Below are 18,899 nucleotides of genomic sequence, written 5' to 3' on the forward strand. Positions count from 1 at the left end.
CTGGGGATTTCAGTCCTTACAGCGCCTCATCTTTCAAGTGATACCAGCGATACAAGAAACGCTGGCCAAATCGTCTGAACGGAGCAAAAAACTCTGACTCCACCATTTCCCTGACATTCGGAAATGGCAATCTATCTTGGAAAATAGGCAGATCCAGCTCCTGGCCTTTACCTGCAATCCATTGCGCCATGCGTCGACCTGCCTGGGATGAGTACATCACGCCATTACCGCCATACCCCATCGCGTAATAAATAGTGTGTTGTGGGTCAGGCTGTACAATGCGCGGCATCATATCGTGACTGACATCCACCCAGCCCCACCAGGAATACGCAATTTCAATGCCTTTTAGCTCTGGAAACTTGCGCTCCATTGCTCCTACCAACAGATCTTGGTACTTGCGTTGTGGGGCATCTTTACCCGTAATCGCACTGCGGCTGCCTATCTGCAAACGATTGTCGGGCAGCAGGCGGTAGTAATTACGTAGCACTCGGGTATCAGTCAGTACTTGATGCGTATAGAAATGGCAGGCTTCAATCTCAGCGGGCGTCAGGGGACGGGTCACCAGAGAGTTGGACAAAATCGGCAACAAGCGATTTTTGAGCTCTGCATGCAAACCATTCGAGGTATAGCCACCGGTAGCCACGCCAACGGCTTTGGCTTTCACAACACCACCCGGTGTTTGCAAGTAGTGGTAGCCATTACGCGTTTTCCAACTCTGCACGGGGCTGGAGGGGTGGACGGTAGCGCCCAAAGCACGCGCCTTTTTTAAATACCCAAAAGCCAATTTGCCAGCGTGTATCCCAATACCTTCAGGCTCATGCATCGCCCCATGAGCCTCACGGTCATTCACCCACTCATTACGTACCGTATCTGCACCAAGAATACGGGCGTCGTACTGAAAGGTGTCTCGTAGCAGCGCCGCTTCTTTTTCCAGTACGGGCATGAGCCGTTCGCGGTGAGCAATATACAAATGGCCACCCGGTTGCGGATCACAGTCTATGTCTTTGATCAGCTCTTTAAAGTTTTCCATGCCCTCTACGCACTCACGGTGCATTTTGAGAGCAGTATCCAACCCCCAACGCTGAATCCATTGCGAACGTTTTAGGCGACCTGACGCACACTGCGCCTGCCCCCCGTTACGGGTACTGCAACCCCAGGCGCTGCGGTTAGCTTCCAGCACTGTTGCTTTGATGCCGTGTTCTTGTGCCAGAAAAATGGCTGTGGTCAAACCGGTGAAACCGGAACCGATGATGGCCACATCCACTTCGATATCGTGGGTAATGGGGCCATCATCTTCGGGAGGTTCTCCCGCCGTGCCTATCCAATACGTAGGCGCATATTCCGTACCTTCTCCAGGGTTGCTATGTGTCGCGAGTGGATCATAAGCTGGGTCATAAGCACGTCTAGCGGGTGTCGCTTGCCCTAACGTCTCAGCCGCAGTCTGTTTTGACGTTTCCTGGAGCATATTATTCCCCGCTGGTCACTGGGGGGCGATTCTTGCGGAAGGCATTTTTAATGGCAATTTTGTCACCCTCAAAAGTGAACAAATCCACCATCAGTGCTTCATGTTTACCGCCATTCAAGTCTGTGCCTTTAAAGCGAGACGTAGACACGGCATGGTTAGCATCCAACATGTAGAAGTCACCATCTAACCATGCAGCATCCGGGAAGTTCTTCCAGGCAGACTCAAAGGCCACGCGTACTTTCTCATGGCCCTGATGAGTCGTGCCTACAACCTCATTACCCGCGATCGCGTAGAACACACAATCGTTGGTCATCATGCTCATGATGGCGTCAAGGTCATGGTCATTCCAAGCTTGGGTGTACGCTTTCAATAGTTCTAATTTTTGATTCATTTTCTTGTGCTCCTTCCAGTTATCGTCGTTATTGCACTACCGGCCGTGCATTGCTATGTATGAGCCCTGTCGTAGGCGATGAGGCTTCGGCCAGATAATGTTTCTTGGGCATGCGTCCGGCTAAAAACGCATCGCGTCCCGCCTGCACGGCCCTGCGCATGGCTCGTGCCATACGAATGGGATCTTGTGCGTAGGAAATGGCAGAGTTCATCAGCACCGCATCACACCCCAGTTCCATGGCGATGGTGGCATCTGAAGCCGTTCCCACCCCGGCATCCAACAGCACAGGTACATTTATTTGGTCCAGGATCAGACGTATATTCCATGGGTTCAAGATACCCATGCCCGAGCCGATAATGGAGGCCAGTGGCATGATGGCTACACACCCCATGTCTTCCAGCATACGAGCTTGTATCGGGTCGTCAGAGCAATACACCATCACATCAAAACCGTCTTTAACCAGCGTTTGCGCGGCCTTCAAGGTTTCAGGCATATTGGGATACAAGTTTTTCTCACTCCCAAAAATTTCCAGTTTTGCCAAGGAGTGGCCATCGAGCAGCTCACGCGCCAGGCGCAGTGTGCGTACTGCATCGTCGGCACTGAAGCAACCTGCCGTGTTAGGTAAATAGGTGTAGTCCTGCGGAGAAACGTAGTCCAGCAAACTGGGCTCACCCGCCTCCTGACCGATATTGGTACGGCGGATGGCAACCGTGACAATCTCTGCCCCGCTCTGCTCAACAGCTTCACGGGTTTCAACAAAGTCCTTGTATTTGCCAGTGCCTACCAGCAGTCTGGATTGGTATGAGCGGCCTGCTATAACGAGTGCATCTTCCATAAAACAGCCTGTTCTTTTGTTGACCTCAACAGGAGGGGCAAAGCAACCCCTCCAGGCACCACTCAATCTGAAAAAATTAGACGTAGTCTTTATATTTTTCCAGCAAACGCACAGGACGCTTCAGTGCATCACGACGGAACGGATCGCCCAGTTCCCGGGTACACATGATTTCCAACACGCAGGTTTTCCCCTCCTTCATCTGCATGTCAATCGCGCGTTTGAATGCAGGACCCACATCCTCCAAACGGTCCACGACTATACCCTCCGCCCCCATGGCTTTGGCAATGTCTGCAAACGAGGCATTGTCCAGTTCACCGGCGACAAAGCGGCGGTTGTAGAACTCCACCTGGTTCTTCTTCTCGGCACCCCACTGTCGGTTATGGAAAACCACCGCCGTCACTGGAATTTCATGACGCACTGCTGTCATGATTTCCATCATGCTCATGCCCCATGCGCCATCACCGGCATACGACACGGCGGGACGCTCGGGCGCAGCTGTTTTGGCACCAATAATGGTTGGCAAAGCGTAACCACAATTACCAAAGCTCATCGGTGCAAAAAAGCTGCGTGGTTTTTCAAAGCGCAGGTAACTATGAGCCACAGAGTTGATGTTCCCAATATCGGTAGACACCATCACGTCGTCAGGCATGGCTTTTTCAAGCTCACGCAATACTTGACGCGGGTGCAGGTACTCTCCGCCAGTAAAGGTTTTCTCTTTGGCGTTTTCAGCAATCATGTCCAAGCTGTATGGGTCGGTTTCATGTGTCCACGAATCCAGCTCCGCTTCCCATGTTGCTTTCTCTGCAGCAATGGTCGCTGCACGTTCGTCTTTCGTTGCATCGCTTGCCAGCTCATGTGCATTCACACGAGCCAGCAATTCTTTGGCTACAGCCTTGGCATCACCGCAAATACCAACGGAGATTTTTTTCACCAAACCCAGCATTTTGTGGTCGGCATCGATCTGGATGATCTTGGCGTTTGTGGGCCAGTAATCAATGCCGTACTGAGGCAAGGTGCCGAATGGTCCCAATCGCGTGCCCAGGGCAATCACCACATCAGCTTGCGAGATCAGCTTCATACCTGCTTTCGAACCTTGATAACCCAAAGGACCGCACCACAGTGGATGGCTGGCAGGGAACGAATCATTGTGCTGATAGCTATTTACAACGGGTGCTCCCAAGCGCTCGGCCAAGGCTTTGCATTCCTCGACAGCATCGCTCATGACCACACCGCCGCCAGAAATAATGACTGGGAATTTAGCCTTGGACAGCAACTCCAGGGCCTCTTCCAGTGCTTTCTCACCGCCGTGACCACGATCCAGTTTGCGGGGTGCAGGGATCTCACATGTCACTTCGCCGTAGAAGTAGTCACGTGGAATATTCAATTGAGTTGGCCCCATTTCTGTCATCGCACGCTCGAAACACAAGCTTGTGTATTCGGCCATACGAGCAGGATTGGTGACATGCCCTTGATACTTGGTGAACTCCTGGAACATAGGCAGCTGATTACATTCCTGGAAGCCACCCAGACCCATCGTATTGGTACCTGCTTCTGGCGTCACAATCACCACAGGGCTATGCGCCCAGTAAGCGGCCGCAATGCCGGTCACGCAATTACTAATGCCAGGGCCGTTCTGGCCGATCACCACACCATGTTTACCGGATACGCGGGCATAACCATCAGCCATGTGCGCCGCCCCCTGCTCATGCACAACAGGAATCAAACGGATCCCTGCTGGAGCAAAAATATCCATGGCGTCCATAAAAGCGGACCCCATAATCCCAAACATATCCTTCACGCCGTAGGACACCATGGTCTCTACAAACGCCTCTGACGGGGTCATTTTTGTTAATCCGCTTACCGGTTTACGGTTATCTGCTACCTGGCTCATCACCTAGTCTCCATTGATATACAAAGTCAGTGTCTGGCACACCATATCTATCAAAAATCTTATTATTCGAGATCTTTTGATCACCTTATCGAGAAAAAAATAGGCTGTCAATCAGAAAATAGCTAATAATCTCGATATTCGATATATTTAGTACCATAAATTGTGTATAAATAGATGGAAACCCTAAGTATGAGCTAAAGGAGTAAAGATGTCGCAAAAAACAGAGATACCCGAACATACCGTTTCAGTAAATACGGAATTTGGTATAAAAAGCGCATTGCATGTACCGGCTTTCAGTGAACGCTCAGAGTACGTCCCTGCTCTTGATAAGGCGTACCGTTTTGATCCTGAGGTCACCTTGTCATTGCTTGCCGGCTTCGCTCACAACCGACGCGTCCTCATACAAGGCAGACACGGCACAGGGAAATCCACACACATAGAACAAGTGGCCGCCAGACTGAATTGGCCGTGTATACGCGTGAACCTGGACGGTCATATCAGCCGCTTAGATTTAGTAGGTAAAGACACCATTACCATTCAAGACGGGCTGCAAGTCACACGCTTTCAGGAGGGGGTTATTCCTTGGGCAATGCAACGCCCGATGGCCTTGATACTGGACGAGTACGATGCAGGCAGACCCGATGTAATGTTCGTGATTCAACAGATACTGGAACAAGATGGCCGCTTTACCCTGCTGGATCAAAACCGTGTTTTGCACCCTCACCCCTACTTCCGTATTTTTGCCACGACCAACACCTTGGGCCTAGGCGATCAGACTGGCTTATATAGAGGTACTCATAGCCTGAACCATGCCCAACTGGATCGTTGGAACATTGTCAGCACCCTGAATTATCTGCCTGCCGCCCAAGAAGAAGCCATTGTTTTGGGACGCGTGCCCAGTAAAAATACCGAGCAGGGCAAGCACGATATACAAGCCATGGTGGCGCTAGCCAACCTGACCCGACAAGCATTCTCTGTGGGCGATTTATCCACGCTAATGTCACCGCGCACCGTAATTACCTGGGCGGAGAACTGCACCCTCTTTCACGACAAGCGCCGTGCTTTTGTCGTCTCTTTCTTCAACAAATGCGATGAAAGTGAACAAAACCTGGTAAAGGAGCTGTATCAACGCTGCTTTAACGAAGAGCTGGTACCCAGCGACGCAACCGCCTGACCCAGGAACACCGCATGAGCACCCCAGCCAAGCCTGATCTGCGTGAGCAACGCCGCATACGTGAACTAAGCGCCATGGTGACACGCACCTTGGCCGACGATGCACACGTACACATACGACAGCAACTTTTTTTCAAAGCCAATCGTCCCTTGGTCGCTTTGGCTCCTCACCTGCATTTACATAAAATAGAAACCCTACAAAGCATGCGGGGCGTGAGCGATAGCCTCGCCTTGCGTTTACTGCATACCCGCAGCAGCCTGCATCAGCAACTGATGCCCTCGACCGCCGTATCCCGATTAATTTTTGATTGGCTGGAGGCGCTGCGCACCGAATCTTTAGCCCCAAGCTCTATGCCCGGCATGCGCCATAATTTGCAGCAACGTTTCTATTTTTGGTCGGCAGGTTACTACCACGCCCGCCACACGGAAAGTGAGTTAGGCATTTGGCTCTATACCGTGGCACAGATGTGTTGGAGCCGTTTGAATGCACTGCCCGTCTATGCAGAAACCGAGGATTTCATTGAAAGCACCCGTGCTGGCTTAACGCCGGAGCTGGGCCCGTTGCTGTATCAATTACGCAAGCACCGTAATGACCAGACCACATACGCCACCTACGCACTACAGGTAGCTGCACTGGTGCAGCAAGAAGTGGAAGCGATGCGCCAAGCACAGCCTGCCTGTGCAAACGATCCGGAAAATGAACCCGAGTGGGATGATTTTTCGTTACTGCTGGATTTTGATGGGGACGGAGTGGCGTCAATTGCACACACTATCAGCAATACCGAGCCGCCGTCTCAGCATACGCAAGAACAGTATCAGGTGTACGACGAGCAATATGACAAAGAAGAGCAGCTGGCCGAACTCATACGTCCCGAGTTGCTCAACGCCTATAGGGAGCAGATTAATCAGCGTATTGCCCACCAGCACGTGCACCTAAACCTGCTGGTACAACGCCTCCGGCGTGCCTTGACGGTATATAGCAACCCGCGCTGGGAGAACGATCAAGAAGATGGGTACATTGATGGTGCACGGCTAAGTCAACTGGTGAGCAACCCCAACGAGCGTCGTCTGTTCAGACAAGCGATGCTGGCCGCCCATACACCATGCAGTATCAGCTTCCTGGTAGATTGCTCAGGTTCAATGAAACACCATGCCGAAACGGTAACGCTAATGGTGGACATGCTTAGCCGCGCTTTGGAACAAGCCGGTGCCCAAACAGAGGTGCTGGGTTTCTCGACGCATGCATGGAATGGCGGCAAGCCGTTTAAGCGCTGGATGGCACGGCAACGCCCTGCCAATCCGGGCCGATTAAATGAAGTCAGCCATCGTATTTTCAAGCCGGCACACACACCTTGGAAACGAGCAAACCGAGACATCACCGCACTGATGAAACTGGACTATTACCGTGAAGGCATTGATGGCGAAGCCGTGCAATGGGCATGCCGACGATTGCTGTCACAACAAAGCGAACGCAGGATTCTCTATGTGCTATCGGATGGCTGTCCGATGGACAGTGCGACCAAGCTCGGCAATCACGAACATTATTTGGAAAATCACCTGCTACAGGTGTTGGCACAGGCAAGCCAACAAGGCATAGAGGTGTGGGGTATAGGCATAGGTCTGGATCTAAGTCGGCTCTATACGAATACGCTGATTGCAGATTTTGAGCACGGCCTGGATAACCACTTTCTGGATGACTTTGTGCGTAGCCTACGCCCTACTCGCTGTGGCCCTGGGTCTCAATCTTAGCCAAAGCGGTAGCCGCCCGTTTTAATGCGGGCAAACACAACAGCGCCTTATCGGGTGTCATGCGCATCACAGGTGCTTGCATGGCAACCGCCATATTGGAGCGCCCGCCATCAGCGCGAGGCACCAATACCGCCACACAAAACAAACCAGGCAAAAACTCTTCGTTGTCGAAGGCATAGCCACATTCCTTAACCAGCGCCAACTCTTTTTCCAGCTCATCCAAGGTGGTGATGGTGTTTTTGGTATAGCTTTCCAAGGAAATCTCGGCCAACAAACGACGACGTTGTGCAGGACTCATTTGTGCCAACAGCACTTTACCGCTGGCAGAGCAATGAATAGGCACTCGTGATCCGGGGCGTAAATAAAAGCGCAAAGGCGCCTCGGTTTCAACCCTGTCCAGATAGAGCACCTCGCCACCAGACAGTGCCGTCAAGTTACAGCTTTCACCTAGCTCGTTACCCAAATTGCGCAGCACCGCCCGCCTGGCACCGTATTTCGTGTCGTTGAGCAGTAAATCTTCAGCCAGGCGACGTAAACGTCCGCCCACACAGTAATGCCTGCCATCCGTATCGCGGGCCAACATACCGGCCCCTTCCAGTTGCTGCAACATACGATGCACGGTTGGTTTGGGCAGCTCAATCGCATCGACCACATCCTGCAGAGCAAACATACGATCCTGACTGGCAATGAGTTCCAAGATGCTGAACAAACGCATAGTGGGTGTATCGCCAGCGTTCTTTACTTTTGACTCACGTACTTTTGCTTGTTTTTCAGTCATATACAGGACTCATTTTTTAGACTCTTTACAGGCCATTGTATAGCAAAAAATACTTGAATCTTGTTGCAAACCCAAAAAATCTGCTATATATCTCATTAAACAGAACAATTAATCTCAATAATCAAGAAGAGGTGTAGAGTGCGCTTACTGGACAACATCATTGAGGCGGCACGTCGTCAACCTGCCACCATCGTATTGTGCGAGGCCGATGACCCTAGAGTGTTAAGCGCCGCGCAACGCGCCCAAACCGACGGCGTCGCCCAGATTATTGTCGTAGGGTCTCGCGTCGCTATTGAGACTTGCGCTCAACAACATGCGATTTCACTGAAGGGCCTGCGCATCGAAGATCCTCGTGACTCCACCTTGCGCGCCTGCCTGGAGACACAGTTGTTAGCCCTGCGGGCTCCCAAAGGCATGAGCGCCGAAGATGCCGCGACTCAAATACAAGACCCCTTATGTTTTGCCAACATGCTGGTGCATAGCGGTGTTGCCGGTGGGTCTGTTGCTGGGGCGGTATATAGCACTGCCGATGTGGTTCGTTGTGCCTTGCAGTTAATCGGGAAAGCACCTGGGACAGAGCTCGTGTCCAGCTTTTTCTTGATGCTGATGTGCCAAACCCACCACCCCTTTCAAGGAGGAATGATTTTTAGTGACTGCGGTTTAGTGGTTGACCCTACTGCCGAACAACTGGCTTGTATTGCCCAAGCGGCTGCTCAGTCTTCCCGAGCCTTGCTGCAGACGGAACCGCGTGTCGCCATGCTGTCTTTCTCTACTGCCGGAAGCGCGCACCACCCCGCCGTCGATAAGGTTATCAAGGCCGCACAGTTGGTTAAGCAACGTTGCCCTGATTTAGCCATTGATGAAGACATACAGTTGGATGCCGCTTTAGTACCTGCTATTGCGGCGCGCAAACTACCTGATTCACATGTGAAGGGACTGGCGAACGTATTAATTTTCCCCAACCTTGAGGCAGGCAACATCGCCTACAAGGCCGCTGAACGTCTGGGCCAACTGACCGCTATTGGCCCCCTGCTACAAGGTTTACGAAAACCTGCCAACGACCTTTCCCGAGGCTGCAGCAGTGACGATATTTACGCTGTCATCGCTATCACCTGTTTGCAAGCGCTGTCCACATCATGAGCTGGACCTCCACACTGCTTTTACTGCTCATTATTGCTATCGGCACCTATTTTCAAACCGTCACAGGTTTTGGTCTGGCGATGATTGTTATAGGGATCAACAGTGCTGCAGGACTGACGGATATGCCATTTATTGCCTCAGTAGTCAGCCTGGTAAGCTTGGTCAATAGCGGTGTCGCCTTACCTCGACACCTGCACCATATAGACTGGCGTTTGGCAAATACCACCCTATTGGGTGTCATCCCCGCCAGCATACTGGGTGTCGTGCTATTAAATTTCCTAAATACCCAGGCCACCAGTATTTTGGAGCTCTTGCTGGGCTGCGTGATTAGCTATGGCGGCATCACCTTTGCCTTACGCCCCCGCCAACAGAAAAAGATATCCCGCCTACGATCTTTCTTCTCCGTAGGCTTTATTTCTGGGCTATGTGGGGGCTTATTTGGTATTCCTGGGCCACCGATTATTTTTCACTTGTACAGGCAACCCATCAGCTTGACCGTCACTCGCAATATGCTGCTGCTGATTTTTGCATGTACTGCCTTTTCCCGCAGTCTGTACGAGTTCATTACTATCGGCTTTCCGAAAGCTACGCTGACCACCACCTTATTAGCCGTCCCTTGCGTGGCCTTGGTCACCCTCCTCACACAACGCTTTCCGCCCCCTATCAGCGTGAACGCAGTACGCCACATCACCTTTGCTACCTTGATATTGATTGGTGCCAGCTTGATAGTACGCAGTCTCAGCAGATTGCTATAAACATCTTTCTGTGTGATCGGGGGGCAATCATTCGTGGATTTTCCCATTTTCTGGCTGCCGTCCTGATAAAAAAAACGTGCAATCTCATTAAACAGAATCAATACACCACACGCTCTTATCACAGCGCCCTGAAATAAAAAATGGCCGGAATATTCCGGCCATTTTTTAGACAATCAGACAGTCCATGAAACTGGCCTGATCGCCATACTGACGCAACTTTGCTTCCAGCACGGGAGCAGGAACACCTTCAATGGGCTTATAGCCAAGACGCTGCCAATACCCTACTGCCGGTCCTAAAGACACGAGGCTGCAACGACGCAGACCACGCTGCCAGGCGTAGCGACGACCGGCCTGCAACAAGGCCCCCGCCACACCACGGCCTTGTGCTCGGCGCATCACGGCGCAATCGTGAATAAACCATTGGTCTGCAGGCGCAGGCAAGCTGTTCAAGGCATCCCCCAGGGACGGCGGCAACAGCCCCGCCCAGGGATAGGACACCAGATACCCTTGCAATTGATCGTCGGCATCGCGTGCCACCCAGCAGCTCTCCGGCGCCAGTTCCAGGCGGTTCTGATAAAAGCTGCGGTCTTCCAGAATATCCGCGTCATACACATCAGCCTGAACCTCCAGCACCTGGTCCAGATCATGCAAACGCATTAATTCAATCTGTAAAGTCATACCTACTACACAGCGGCCCACTACCACCACCGTGCCATTTCACTTTGTTAATCGCGGAAGTTATCGTACTGCAAAGGCAATTCCACCTCGGTCTGTTTAAGCAACGCGATGGCAGCCTGCAAGTCGTCCCGTTTTTTGCCAGTCACACGCAGTTTCTCACCTTGAATCTGCGTATCCACTTTCAGCTTGGCGTTCTTGATGGCGGCAATCAGCTTCTTGGACGTAGGCTGATCCAGCCCCTGGCGCACTTTCACTTTCTGACGGGCACCGGCCACGTTTTCCAGCACTTTTTCCGTATCCAGGCAACGCACATCAATACCACGGGCTGCAATACGACCACGCAAAATCTGCATCATTTGCTCCAGTTGAAACACGCTGGGAGCCGACTGCAAAATGGTGTTCTCGTCTTCAAGTTCAAATTTGGCATCCGTACCTTTGAAGTCAAAACGGGTAGCCAACTCGCGGCTGGCTTGTTCGACTGCGTTACGCAATTCGTGGGTATTGACCTCGGATACAACGTCAAAAGATGGCATTCCTAACCGTCCTGTTCCTTAAGTGCAGACAGGCCGCATAAAGCGACCTGTGTGCTTTTTAGAAAACGCTGGTCTTAGTCCGAAGCGGCTTGCTTGGCCTGCTGACGCAGCGCGAATTTCTGTATTTTACCTGTTGCCGTTTTGGGCAACTCTATAAAGCTGAAATGTCGCGGTATTTTAAAGCCAGCCAAGTACTGACGGCAATGCGCGCGCAGTTCTTCCACGGTGACTTCCGCACCGGGACGCAGTTCCACGTAGACATGAGGCGCTTCGCCCCACCGTTCATCAGGCTGAGCGACGACAGCGGCCGCCTGCACGGCCGGATGCCGATACATGACGTCTTCAATCTCGATGGAGGAAATATTCTCGCCCCCGGAAATGATGATGTCCTTGCTGCGATCCTTGATGCGCACATAGCCGTCGGGTTCGCACACTGCCAGATCGCCAGTATGAAACCAGCCTGCTCCCAAGGACTCCTGAGTGGCTTCGGGATTTTTCAGGTAGCCCTTCATGGTGATGTTGCCACGGAACATGATCTCGCCCATGGTCTGACCATCTGCAGGTACAGGCTGCATGGTCTGTGGATCCAGAACCTGCACTGCCCCTTGCAGGTGATAGCGCACGCCTTGGCGGGCATTGCGCTGCGCACGTTCCTGAATGCCCAGTTCATTCCAGGGAGCATGTTGTGCACAGACCGAGGCTGGACCATAGGTTTCAGTCAGGCCATAAACGTGGGTCAGTACAAAACCCATACGCTCCATGCCTTCGATCATGGTGGCTGGAGGTGCAGCGCCTGCCACCATGGCCGACACACCCTTGGGCAGGCGGGACTTCAAGGCTTCGTCGGAGTTGACCAGCAAGGAATGCACAATGGGCGCACCACAGTAGTGGGTAACGCCATAATCGACCATATTGTCCACCATGGCCTGGGCTTCCACCTTGCGCAAACAGACGTTCACGCCAGCACGAGCCGCGATCACCCAAGGGAAAGTCCAACCATTGCAATGGAACATGGGCAGGGTCCACAGATAGACCGCATGCTTGGGCATGTCCCATTCCAAGACGTTGGACAAGGCCCCCAGATACGCGCCACGGTGGTGATAGACCACGCCTTTGGGCTTGCCGGTAGTACCGCTGGTGTAGTTCAGGGCAATTGCATCCCACTCGTTGGCGGGCAATTGCCATTCGTAATCCGGGTCACCTCCGTCAACAAACTCTTCATAGGTTTGCGAGCCGATGCGCTCTGCGCCAGTGTCAAAATAAGTGTCCACGACGTCAATAACCAGAATGGGCTCTTTGCTTTCGCGCAGGCTCAGGGCTTCTTTCATGACGGCGGCAAATTCGCTATCCACCAGAACCGCACGCGCTTCGCCGTGATCAAGCATATAAGCGATGGTGCTGGCATCCAGACGGGTATTCAAGGTGTTTAACACGGCGCCACACATCGGCACGCCAAAGTGAGCCTGAACCATGGGCGGAGTATTGGGCAACATCACGGCCACGGTGTCGCCCTTGCCTATCCCTGCCTTGGACAAGGCACTACCTAGCTGACGGGTGCGAGCATAAAGCTGCGACCAGTTCATCTTGATGCCGTTTTGGGCGGGCCCGTAAACCAGAGCCGGGTAGTCAGGGTAGACAAAAGCACTGCGCTCGATGAAATCCAGCGGCGACAAAACACGATAATTGGCGTCTGTCTGGGGCAAATCCTGATCGTAAATACTCACCACAAAGTCTCCAAAAAAAGGGCGGGCTAACCGAAATCCACGGCGGTCCGTCTGATAATTGCGCTCATACATTAGCTGGCTACAGCGCTTTGGGCAAGGTCGCCTTTTCAGCTATAGAGGCGCATAATGACACGCTATCTAAGGTATATATCGCGACCGGCTGACTGCTCGCTGACAGTTTGCCCCCTACCCGAAGGTGCTTCATGCCCGTAGCCATGCTGTATATTGCCGCCGGAGGTGCACTGGGCGCACTGCTGCGGTGGCTCCTGAGCCAAGGTCTCAATGTCCTGTTCCCTACGCTGCCCCCCGGTACTTTGCTGGCTAACTTGCTTGGCAGCTATTTGATGGGCATTGCGATGGCCTATTTCAGCGGATTGGGGCTGGGCCACGAAGGCTGGCGCATGTTCATCATGACAGGTTTCCTGGGCGGCCTGACGACCTTCTCTACCTTCTCTGCCGAAATCATGACCCTGATGATGCAACAGCGTTATATCTGGGCCTTGGGCGGCATCGCCATCCATGTCGTCGGCTCCTTGCTGATGCTGGGTCTGGGCATGGCCACCTGGGGCCTGCTGCGGGGACAGACATGATAGACGTGCATTTTCTGCAAGCCGGCTCCCCTCCACCGGATGTGGAGCAACGTTTCGGGAATCAGAACGCCTGGTTCAAACGTGCCTTGCAAGCTCTGGAGGTGAATGTCCACACTTGGCGAGTCCATCAGGACAAGGCCCTGCCCGCAGCAGACTGCCCGGACCCTGTCGTGATCAGCGGTTCCTGGAGCATGGTCACTGACGAGCCGGACTGGAGCGAAAATCTGGCCGCCTGGATTCGGGAGCGCTATCAGACCCCCATGCCTTTGCTGGGTATTTGCTACGGTCATCAATTAATGGCTCACGCCTTGGGCGGACGTGTGGATTACCATCCTCTGGGGGCCGAGGTGGGCTATCTACCCATTCACCTGTCCGAGCAGGCGCACGAGCATGAGTTGCTGACCCATCTACCCATGCAGTTCCCTGCCCTGCTCACGCACCAGCAAAGTGTGCTGAGTTTGCCGGACCATGTGCAAGTGCTGGGCAGTTCCGCCCACGACCCCTATCAAATCCTGCGGTACGGCCCCGCGCAGTGGTCAATCCAATTTCACCCTGAGTTTTTTGCCGGCCTGCTGCGATACTGCGTGCTGCGAAACGCTGAGTCCTGGCGAGCCCAGGGCATAGACCCGAAAACCCTGGCAGACCCCATTCAGGACACGCCTGACGCCCGTCGTCTGCTGTGCCGTTTTGTGCAGATTTACTCGTCCAGCGGTCCCAGTGGACGACGGAAAAATTCGCCAGGGGTTTGACCCATCAAATCCCGAAAAGCCGCTACAAAGGCCGACATGCTGTCGTAGCCGCATGCCAGGGCGACATCGGTCACCCTTTCATGTCGCTCCAAAAGAGGCAAGGCACTCATGACACGCAAGCGCTGACGCCAGACCCGAAACGTCAACCCCGTTTGCTGGCGAAACAAACGGCTCAAGGTTTTTTCGGACAAACCCTGTTGCCCTGCCAGATCCTGCAAACTCCAGTCACCCGATGGGTGGGCCTGCAATTGCTCACACACTTGCAAGAGGCGCGGGTCCGAAGGCCAGGGCAGAATCAGGCCGCTTTCAGGTGCAGCCAGCAAACGATCCAGCAAGACCTGCACCAGGCGCCCCTGTGCCCCCTCTCGCTCATACAACACAGGCAAAAGGCTGAACTCGCGAATCAGCTCGCGCAACAAACGGTCTACGATCACCACGCGACACGCCGTTGGTGCTTCAGGCAAGGCACTGACATCAATATAAAGACTACGAATCTGAGCATCGGGCGAGCTACGCACCCCATGCTCAACGCCTGCAGGCACCCATACCGCCTGCTGAGGCGGTGCCATGAAACGACCACTGGCCGTGCGCACCTCGATCACCCCAGTCAGGGCATAGGAAAACTGCACCCAGGGATGTCGATGAGGACGAGCAATAGCTTGATTGGGCAAGGTACGCTCCTGGCCATACAAAGGCCTGGGCAGGTAGCGCAACTGCTGCAAACTCGCTGGAATTGGCTCCGCCGGCATCAGAATGTCCGTTTGTCGATAATCCATATCCGTTTAGCGATAAACCCCCAAAAAAGTCTACGGTACAGTGAGGCCTTTCATAACACAAGCCTTTCAAGCCTCTAACAAATCCATGCTCTCTCAACTACGACTGCTTTTTGACAACTTCACCCTGATTCTGATCAGCGTGGTGGCACTGGCAAGTTTCTTTCCCGCCTACGGCCAAGGTGCGGTGATCTTCGATGTGATCACTGGTCTGGCCATTGCCCTACTGTTCTTCATGCACGGCGCCAAACTGTCCCGCGAAGCCATCATTGCCGGAGCAACCCACTGGCGTTTGCACTTGCTGGTCTTTGGCTGCACGTTTGTCATATTTCCGCTGCTGGGTCTGCTGTCCAAGCCCATCTTGCTGCCATTGCTGGGCATGCCTTTGTTTGTGGGCATTCTGTACATGTGTGCCCTGCCTGGCACCGTGCAATCGGCCATTGCCTTTACCTCCATTGCTCGTGGCAACGTACCTGCTGCCATTTGTAGCGCATCAGCCTCCAGCCTGATCGGTATTGTGCTCACGCCGGTGTTGCTCAAGCTTTTGCTGGATGCTGATGGTGGCTCGGCCGCCTCGACCCTGGATGCCATCAAAAAGATCAGCCTGCAGTTGTTGTTGCCCTTTGTCGTCGGCCACCTGATGCGCCCCCTGATTGGCAAATGGATGGATCGCAACCGCAAATGGCTGCGCAGCGTCGATCAATCCTCGATCTTGCTCGTGGTCTACACCGCTTTCAGCGCCTCGGTCATTGGTGGACTGTGGCAGACCGTACCGCCCAAGTCTCTGGCTATTCTGGCTGTGGTCTGCCTGGTCTTGCTGGCCATCATCCTGTTCCTGACCACTTGGCTGGCTCGTAAACTGGGTTTTAATAAAGAAGACGAAATTGCGATTGTCTTCGGTGGCTCCAAGAAAAGTCTGGCAACCGGCGTGCCCATGGCCCAGGTCCTGTTTACCGGTGCTGCGATTGGCCCAGCTCTGCTGCCCATCATGATCTTCCACCAGATTCAATTGATGGCTTGTGCATTCATTGCGAATAAATATGCGCAGCGTCCAGAAACACCAAATGAAAAAGCACAACTGCAACGTGCCTGATCGGAAGGACAAATGAAAATGGCCTGGTTTCTTGGAAACCGGGCCATTTTACTGGCTGGAAGCAAAACCCCAACCGGTACGTTGAATAGTTCATCAAGGCAGCTTGATAAGCAGTTACGAACTCCTTTTCAAGGGCTGGTTTGAGCTTATTTATAGATCCGAAATGTACACAAAAATAGTGGTGCCATCGTACCTGAATGAGCCATCAGGATTCTTTTGATTCAGCACCTTGCGCAAATCAACAGGATGCAGCCACCCTGCCCCCAGCAGACCGCCATTAATCGCTCTGATCTCCGTTCCACCCACCGCAATGGCGGCATGGAAGAACTGCATGCCTGCGACTCGACAAAATCCAATAGCCTTGCCTCCGGGCAAAGAGCTTTGCCCATCCCACTTCCTGCCTTTTGAAAAATTAAATAAAGGCAGCCAGTTCTGAGCAGATATGGACGTTAATTGTTCATAACTAATTTTGGCGTTATACAAATAACGCATATACGCTGCTGCGTCATAGCAAACGCCTTTCATATATGCCGTAATATCATCCGGACCATGAATAAGATATCTGTCTGCATAAATGATTCTATCGGGTGCTGAGAGTTTGGCGGTTTTCGTGCCTTTATCTGTCAAATTCATGGCTAAACCCTTATAAACAGATGAGAAACCTCGGCACATAGTAGCAGCAAATACTAATTTACATTCTTAAGGAGGTACTATTTACCGATTGAATTAAACAATCAACATCCAGCACTACGCCTAACTAATAGATTAATTAAAAAAGTTAGATAATTTTATAAAAATAATTAAAAACCAAACTAGCAAACAATTAACAAGTAAATCATTCCTAACAAGCGTCTCCATAAACTTGTATTTTCCATCCAAACAAAAAGAGCGCTGAAGCACGCTACTGCTCCAACGCCCTGCTCAACACGCGCCAAACAACGCTACATCCAAACTGCTCACTTCAACTTATTGATCTTGTCGTTCAAGGTTGCTGCCGATAACTCCCCCGCCCGCACATCCACCAAACGGCCCTGCTCGTCCAGGAACAAGGTGGTTGGCAAGCCTCGGCTACGTACGGCCTGGCCCAGTTTCATTTGTGGGTCACGCCACATATTGCCCAGCTCCAGGTTCTCGTCCATCAGGTACTTCTGGATTTCACCCAGTTCCTCGCCCTGATTCGCAAACACAATATTGACATCCGAGCGGCTGGACTGCACCTGCTTGAAAGCCGGCATTTCTCGACGACAAGGAGGACACCAACTGGCCCACAGATTGACGACCGTCACCTTCCCCTGATATTGATCCAGGCTCTGCGGCGCGCTGAAATCAGCCTGCATGGGGATCAGGTCTATTTCGGGCAATGGCATGGTCGGCTCTACACCGCCTCGGCCGACTGCCACCATGATCAAAGAAAAAGCGGCTACACCCACGGCCAGGCCGCCGGACACGGCTGGCAGCATCGCCTTGTCACGCAGCACACGCCACAGCACATAAAACCAGCCTGCCGTCACAGCGGCAGGGATCATCAGGCCACCGTCACGCAGATCCAGCCAGTGCAATGGCTCGCTTTGGTAGAACTCCCACTGCTGAATCAGAAAGCCCAAACGTCCAACCAGCACGCCCAAAATAATCGCCCGCCACAAGACCGATTCGGCCCGGGTCTGCCTGCGTCTATCCAGCCAGGCGGCCAGAAACAACCCCAGTAATGCCGCGACCATAAAAGCAAACAAAGAGGTGGCAAAGGTAAAGGGGCCGAGCTGTATGCTTTGCATAAACATCAATCCTGACAAGACCAAGTAAAAAGAGACCCGCCATAAGCGGGTCGGGGCAATAAAGACAGACAGCGGCGCGGCTAAAAGATTCCCTGAGTCAGGAGGCCTTGCCCAAGATCTGCATGAATTGACCCATTTTCGTGTGGCACTTGATACCGGGTTCCAACTCTACCCCACTGCTGACATCGATGGCATACGGGCGGTGCAAGGCCACTCGCTCAGCCACATTGTCAATACGCATCCCTCCGGCCAGAACCAAGGGAGGCAGGCCATCCTGGTCTTGCAGACGTGCTTGCAAACCTTGAATCAGTTCGGGATCAAAGGCCGTGCCGGTACCACCGTAAGCATCGTGATAACCATCCATCAACCAGGCGCGTGCATCGCGATAATTCAGGCACTGTTCCAGCAAACCGTCCACTGTATCCAGACCGGGCGCGCCCACCCGAAAAGCCTTGATATAGGGATGTGCGTAGCGCCGGCACTCTTGCGGGCTTTCTTCACCGTGAAATTGCAGCAAATCGGGTTGTACCTGTTCCAGAATTTCCCGCACAACGTTCTCGGAGGCATTCACGAACAGGCTGACTGCCTGCACAAACGCCGGCACACGGGCGCGCAAGGCGACAGCGTGCTCCGTGCTTAACATGCGAGCACTTTTCGGGTAGAAAACAAAGCCCACTGCATCTGCGCCCAACTGCACGGCAGCATCGATATCCTGCGCTCGGGTAAAACCACAAATCTTGACTCGGGTACGGCTGAACATCGCACATCCTCGAATAAAAAACGGGGGCCAGATGCCCCCGTGTGAATCAT

At 53.0% G+C, this 18,899-nt stretch carries 19 protein-coding genes; 7 read left to right on the plus strand and 12 right to left on the minus strand.

What is annotated here, in order from left to right:
* Positions 1-16: 16 nt before the first annotated feature.
* The 4 genes from CA948_RS05910 to xsc form a co-directional block, all read right to left on the minus strand.
* Positions 17-1,465, minus strand: a complete 1,449-nt coding sequence (locus tag CA948_RS05910; RefSeq protein ID WP_094196907.1) for an NAD(P)/FAD-dependent oxidoreductase — start codon at positions 1,463-1,465, stop codon at positions 17-19.
* 1 nt (position 1,466) lies between these two features.
* Positions 1,467-1,856 (minus strand): nuclear transport factor 2 family protein, encoded by a 390-nt coding sequence (locus CA948_RS05915; protein WP_108727562.1) that lies wholly within the window; start codon positions 1,854-1,856, stop codon positions 1,467-1,469.
* Positions 1,857-1,884: 28 nt separating this feature from the next.
* Positions 1,885-2,691 carry a thiazole synthase gene (locus tag CA948_RS05920; protein WP_094196909.1) on the minus strand — a complete coding sequence of 269 codons (807 nt, stop codon included), beginning with the start codon at positions 2,689-2,691 and terminating at the stop codon, positions 1,885-1,887.
* 76 nt (positions 2,692-2,767) lie between these two features.
* A complete protein-coding gene (xsc, locus tag CA948_RS05925; RefSeq protein WP_108727563.1) occupies positions 2,768-4,582 on the minus strand; it encodes a sulfoacetaldehyde acetyltransferase in 1,815 nt (604 codons plus the stop codon).
* Positions 4,583-4,790: 208 nt separating this feature from the next.
* Between xsc and CA948_RS05930 the strand changes: the two genes are divergently transcribed.
* Together CA948_RS05930 and CA948_RS05935 are read left to right on the plus strand one after the other, a co-directional pair.
* Entirely contained in the window at positions 4,791-5,756 is a 966-nt protein-coding gene (locus CA948_RS05930) for an AAA family ATPase (RefSeq protein ID WP_094196911.1), read from the plus strand.
* 14 nt (positions 5,757-5,770) lie between these two features.
* Complete coding sequence (locus CA948_RS05935; RefSeq protein WP_108727564.1) at positions 5,771-7,504, plus strand: cobaltochelatase CobT-related protein; 1,734 nt, start codon at positions 5,771-5,773, stop codon at positions 7,502-7,504.
* On the opposite strand, the gene CA948_RS05940 is transcribed toward CA948_RS05935, so the two are convergent.
* Positions 7,473-8,282, minus strand: a complete 810-nt coding sequence (locus tag CA948_RS05940) for an IclR family transcriptional regulator (protein WP_094196913.1) — start codon at positions 8,280-8,282, stop codon at positions 7,473-7,475. The genes CA948_RS05935 and CA948_RS05940 overlap by 32 nt on opposite strands.
* A gap of 138 nt (positions 8,283-8,420) precedes the next feature.
* On the opposite strand from CA948_RS05940, the gene pta reads away from it, so the two are divergent.
* Positions 8,421-9,422: a phosphate acetyltransferase gene (gene pta, locus CA948_RS05945; protein ID WP_108727565.1), complete on the plus strand. Its 1,002-nt coding sequence runs from the start codon at positions 8,421-8,423 to the stop codon at positions 9,420-9,422.
* On the plus strand, positions 9,419-10,177 hold the full coding sequence (locus CA948_RS05950; RefSeq protein ID WP_094196915.1) for a sulfite exporter TauE/SafE family protein: 759 nt from the start codon (positions 9,419-9,421) through the stop codon (positions 10,175-10,177). The genes pta and CA948_RS05950 overlap by 4 nt, the downstream gene beginning before the upstream one ends.
* A gap of 165 nt (positions 10,178-10,342) precedes the next feature.
* Here the strand turns inward: CA948_RS05950 and CA948_RS05955 are convergent, their stop codons facing one another.
* The 3 genes from CA948_RS05955 to CA948_RS05965 all read right to left on the minus strand — a co-directional run bounded on the left by CA948_RS05955 (position 10,343) and on the right by CA948_RS05965 (position 13,115).
* A complete protein-coding gene (locus CA948_RS05955) occupies positions 10,343-10,855 on the minus strand; it encodes a GNAT family N-acetyltransferase (RefSeq protein WP_376913072.1) in 513 nt (170 codons plus the stop codon).
* A 47-nt stretch (positions 10,856-10,902) separates the two neighbouring features.
* Complete coding sequence (locus tag CA948_RS05960) at positions 10,903-11,388, minus strand: YajQ family cyclic di-GMP-binding protein (RefSeq protein WP_108727566.1); 486 nt, start codon at positions 11,386-11,388, stop codon at positions 10,903-10,905.
* A 74-nt stretch (positions 11,389-11,462) separates the two neighbouring features.
* Positions 11,463-13,115, minus strand: a complete 1,653-nt coding sequence (locus tag CA948_RS05965) for an acyl-CoA synthetase (protein WP_094198364.1) — start codon at positions 13,113-13,115, stop codon at positions 11,463-11,465.
* A 200-nt stretch (positions 13,116-13,315) separates the two neighbouring features.
* Here CA948_RS05965 and crcB point away from each other — a divergent pair, with 200 nt between their 5' ends.
* Both crcB and CA948_RS05975 read left to right on the plus strand, forming a co-directional pair.
* Positions 13,316-13,702: a fluoride efflux transporter CrcB gene (crcB, locus tag CA948_RS05970; RefSeq protein ID WP_108727567.1), complete on the plus strand. Its 387-nt coding sequence runs from the start codon at positions 13,316-13,318 to the stop codon at positions 13,700-13,702.
* Positions 13,699-14,451, plus strand: coding sequence for a glutamine amidotransferase (locus CA948_RS05975; RefSeq protein ID WP_108727568.1), 753 nt, complete (start codon positions 13,699-13,701; stop codon positions 14,449-14,451). Before crcB ends, CA948_RS05975 begins: the two co-directional genes overlap by 4 nt.
* On the opposite strand, the gene CA948_RS05980 is transcribed toward CA948_RS05975, so the two are convergent.
* Positions 14,400-15,227, minus strand: coding sequence for an AraC family transcriptional regulator (locus CA948_RS05980; protein WP_094196919.1), 828 nt, complete (start codon positions 15,225-15,227; stop codon positions 14,400-14,402). The genes CA948_RS05975 and CA948_RS05980 overlap by 52 nt on opposite strands.
* An 85-nt stretch (positions 15,228-15,312) precedes the next feature.
* Between CA948_RS05980 and CA948_RS05985 the strand changes: the two genes are divergently transcribed.
* Positions 15,313-16,317, plus strand: a complete 1,005-nt coding sequence (locus CA948_RS05985; RefSeq protein ID WP_094196920.1) for a bile acid:sodium symporter family protein — start codon at positions 15,313-15,315, stop codon at positions 16,315-16,317.
* A 150-nt stretch (positions 16,318-16,467) separates the two neighbouring features.
* On the opposite strand, the gene CA948_RS05990 is transcribed toward CA948_RS05985, so the two are convergent.
* The 3 genes from CA948_RS05990 to CA948_RS06000 all read right to left on the minus strand — a co-directional run bounded on the left by CA948_RS05990 (position 16,468) and on the right by CA948_RS06000 (position 18,849).
* Positions 16,468-16,950, minus strand: a complete 483-nt coding sequence (locus tag CA948_RS05990; RefSeq protein ID WP_199827822.1) for an urea amidohydrolase — start codon at positions 16,948-16,950, stop codon at positions 16,468-16,470.
* 323 nt (positions 16,951-17,273) lie between these two features.
* Positions 17,274-18,089 carry a TlpA disulfide reductase family protein gene (locus tag CA948_RS05995; protein ID WP_094196921.1) on the minus strand — a complete coding sequence of 272 codons (816 nt, stop codon included), beginning with the start codon at positions 18,087-18,089 and terminating at the stop codon, positions 17,274-17,276.
* A 97-nt stretch (positions 18,090-18,186) separates the two neighbouring features.
* Positions 18,187-18,849 carry a phosphoribosylanthranilate isomerase gene (locus tag CA948_RS06000; protein ID WP_108727569.1) on the minus strand — a complete coding sequence of 221 codons (663 nt, stop codon included), beginning with the start codon at positions 18,847-18,849 and terminating at the stop codon, positions 18,187-18,189.
* Between the last annotated feature and the right edge of the window lie 50 nt (positions 18,850-18,899).

This window comes from Alcaligenes aquatilis (assembly GCF_003076515.1).
Classification (GTDB): Bacteria; Pseudomonadota; Gammaproteobacteria; order Burkholderiales; family Burkholderiaceae_B; genus Alcaligenes; species Alcaligenes aquatilis.

Bases quoted from the DNA above. Each gene is read 5' to 3' on its own strand.
- CA948_RS05910 (WP_094196907.1), bottom strand. From the start codon at position 1,465: ATGCTCCAGGAAACGTCAAAACAGACTGCGGCTGAGACGTTAGGGCAA.
- CA948_RS05915 (WP_108727562.1), bottom strand. From the start codon at position 1,856: ATGAATCAAAAATTAGAACTATTGAAAGCGTACACCCAAGCTTGGAAT.
- CA948_RS05920 (WP_094196909.1), bottom strand. From the start codon at position 2,691: ATGGAAGATGCACTCGTTATAGCAGGCCGCTCATACCAATCCAGACTG.
- xsc (WP_108727563.1), bottom strand. From the start codon at position 4,582: ATGAGCCAGGTAGCAGATAACCGTAAACCGGTAAGCGGATTAACAAAA.
- CA948_RS05930 (WP_094196911.1), top strand. From the start codon at position 4,791: ATGTCGCAAAAAACAGAGATACCCGAACATACCGTTTCAGTAAATACG.
- CA948_RS05935 (WP_108727564.1), top strand. From the start codon at position 5,771: ATGAGCACCCCAGCCAAGCCTGATCTGCGTGAGCAACGCCGCATACGT.
- CA948_RS05940 (WP_094196913.1), bottom strand. From the start codon at position 8,282: ATGACTGAAAAACAAGCAAAAGTACGTGAGTCAAAAGTAAAGAACGCT.
- CA948_RS05950 (WP_094196915.1), top strand. From the start codon at position 9,419: ATGAGCTGGACCTCCACACTGCTTTTACTGCTCATTATTGCTATCGGC.
- CA948_RS05955 (WP_376913072.1), bottom strand. From the start codon at position 10,855: ATGACTTTACAGATTGAATTAATGCGTTTGCATGATCTGGACCAGGTG.
- CA948_RS05960 (WP_108727566.1), bottom strand. From the start codon at position 11,388: ATGCCATCTTTTGACGTTGTATCCGAGGTCAATACCCACGAATTGCGT.
- crcB (WP_108727567.1), top strand. From the start codon at position 13,316: ATGCCCGTAGCCATGCTGTATATTGCCGCCGGAGGTGCACTGGGCGCA.
- CA948_RS05975 (WP_108727568.1), top strand. From the start codon at position 13,699: ATGATAGACGTGCATTTTCTGCAAGCCGGCTCCCCTCCACCGGATGTG.
- CA948_RS05980 (WP_094196919.1), bottom strand. From the start codon at position 15,227: ATGGATTATCGACAAACGGACATTCTGATGCCGGCGGAGCCAATTCCA.
- CA948_RS05985 (WP_094196920.1), top strand. From the start codon at position 15,313: ATGCTCTCTCAACTACGACTGCTTTTTGACAACTTCACCCTGATTCTG.
- CA948_RS05990 (WP_199827822.1), bottom strand. From the start codon at position 16,950: ATGAATTTGACAGATAAAGGCACGAAAACCGCCAAACTCTCAGCACCC.
- CA948_RS05995 (WP_094196921.1), bottom strand. From the start codon at position 18,089: ATGCAAAGCATACAGCTCGGCCCCTTTACCTTTGCCACCTCTTTGTTT.
- CA948_RS06000 (WP_108727569.1), bottom strand. From the start codon at position 18,849: ATGTTCAGCCGTACCCGAGTCAAGATTTGTGGTTTTACCCGAGCGCAG.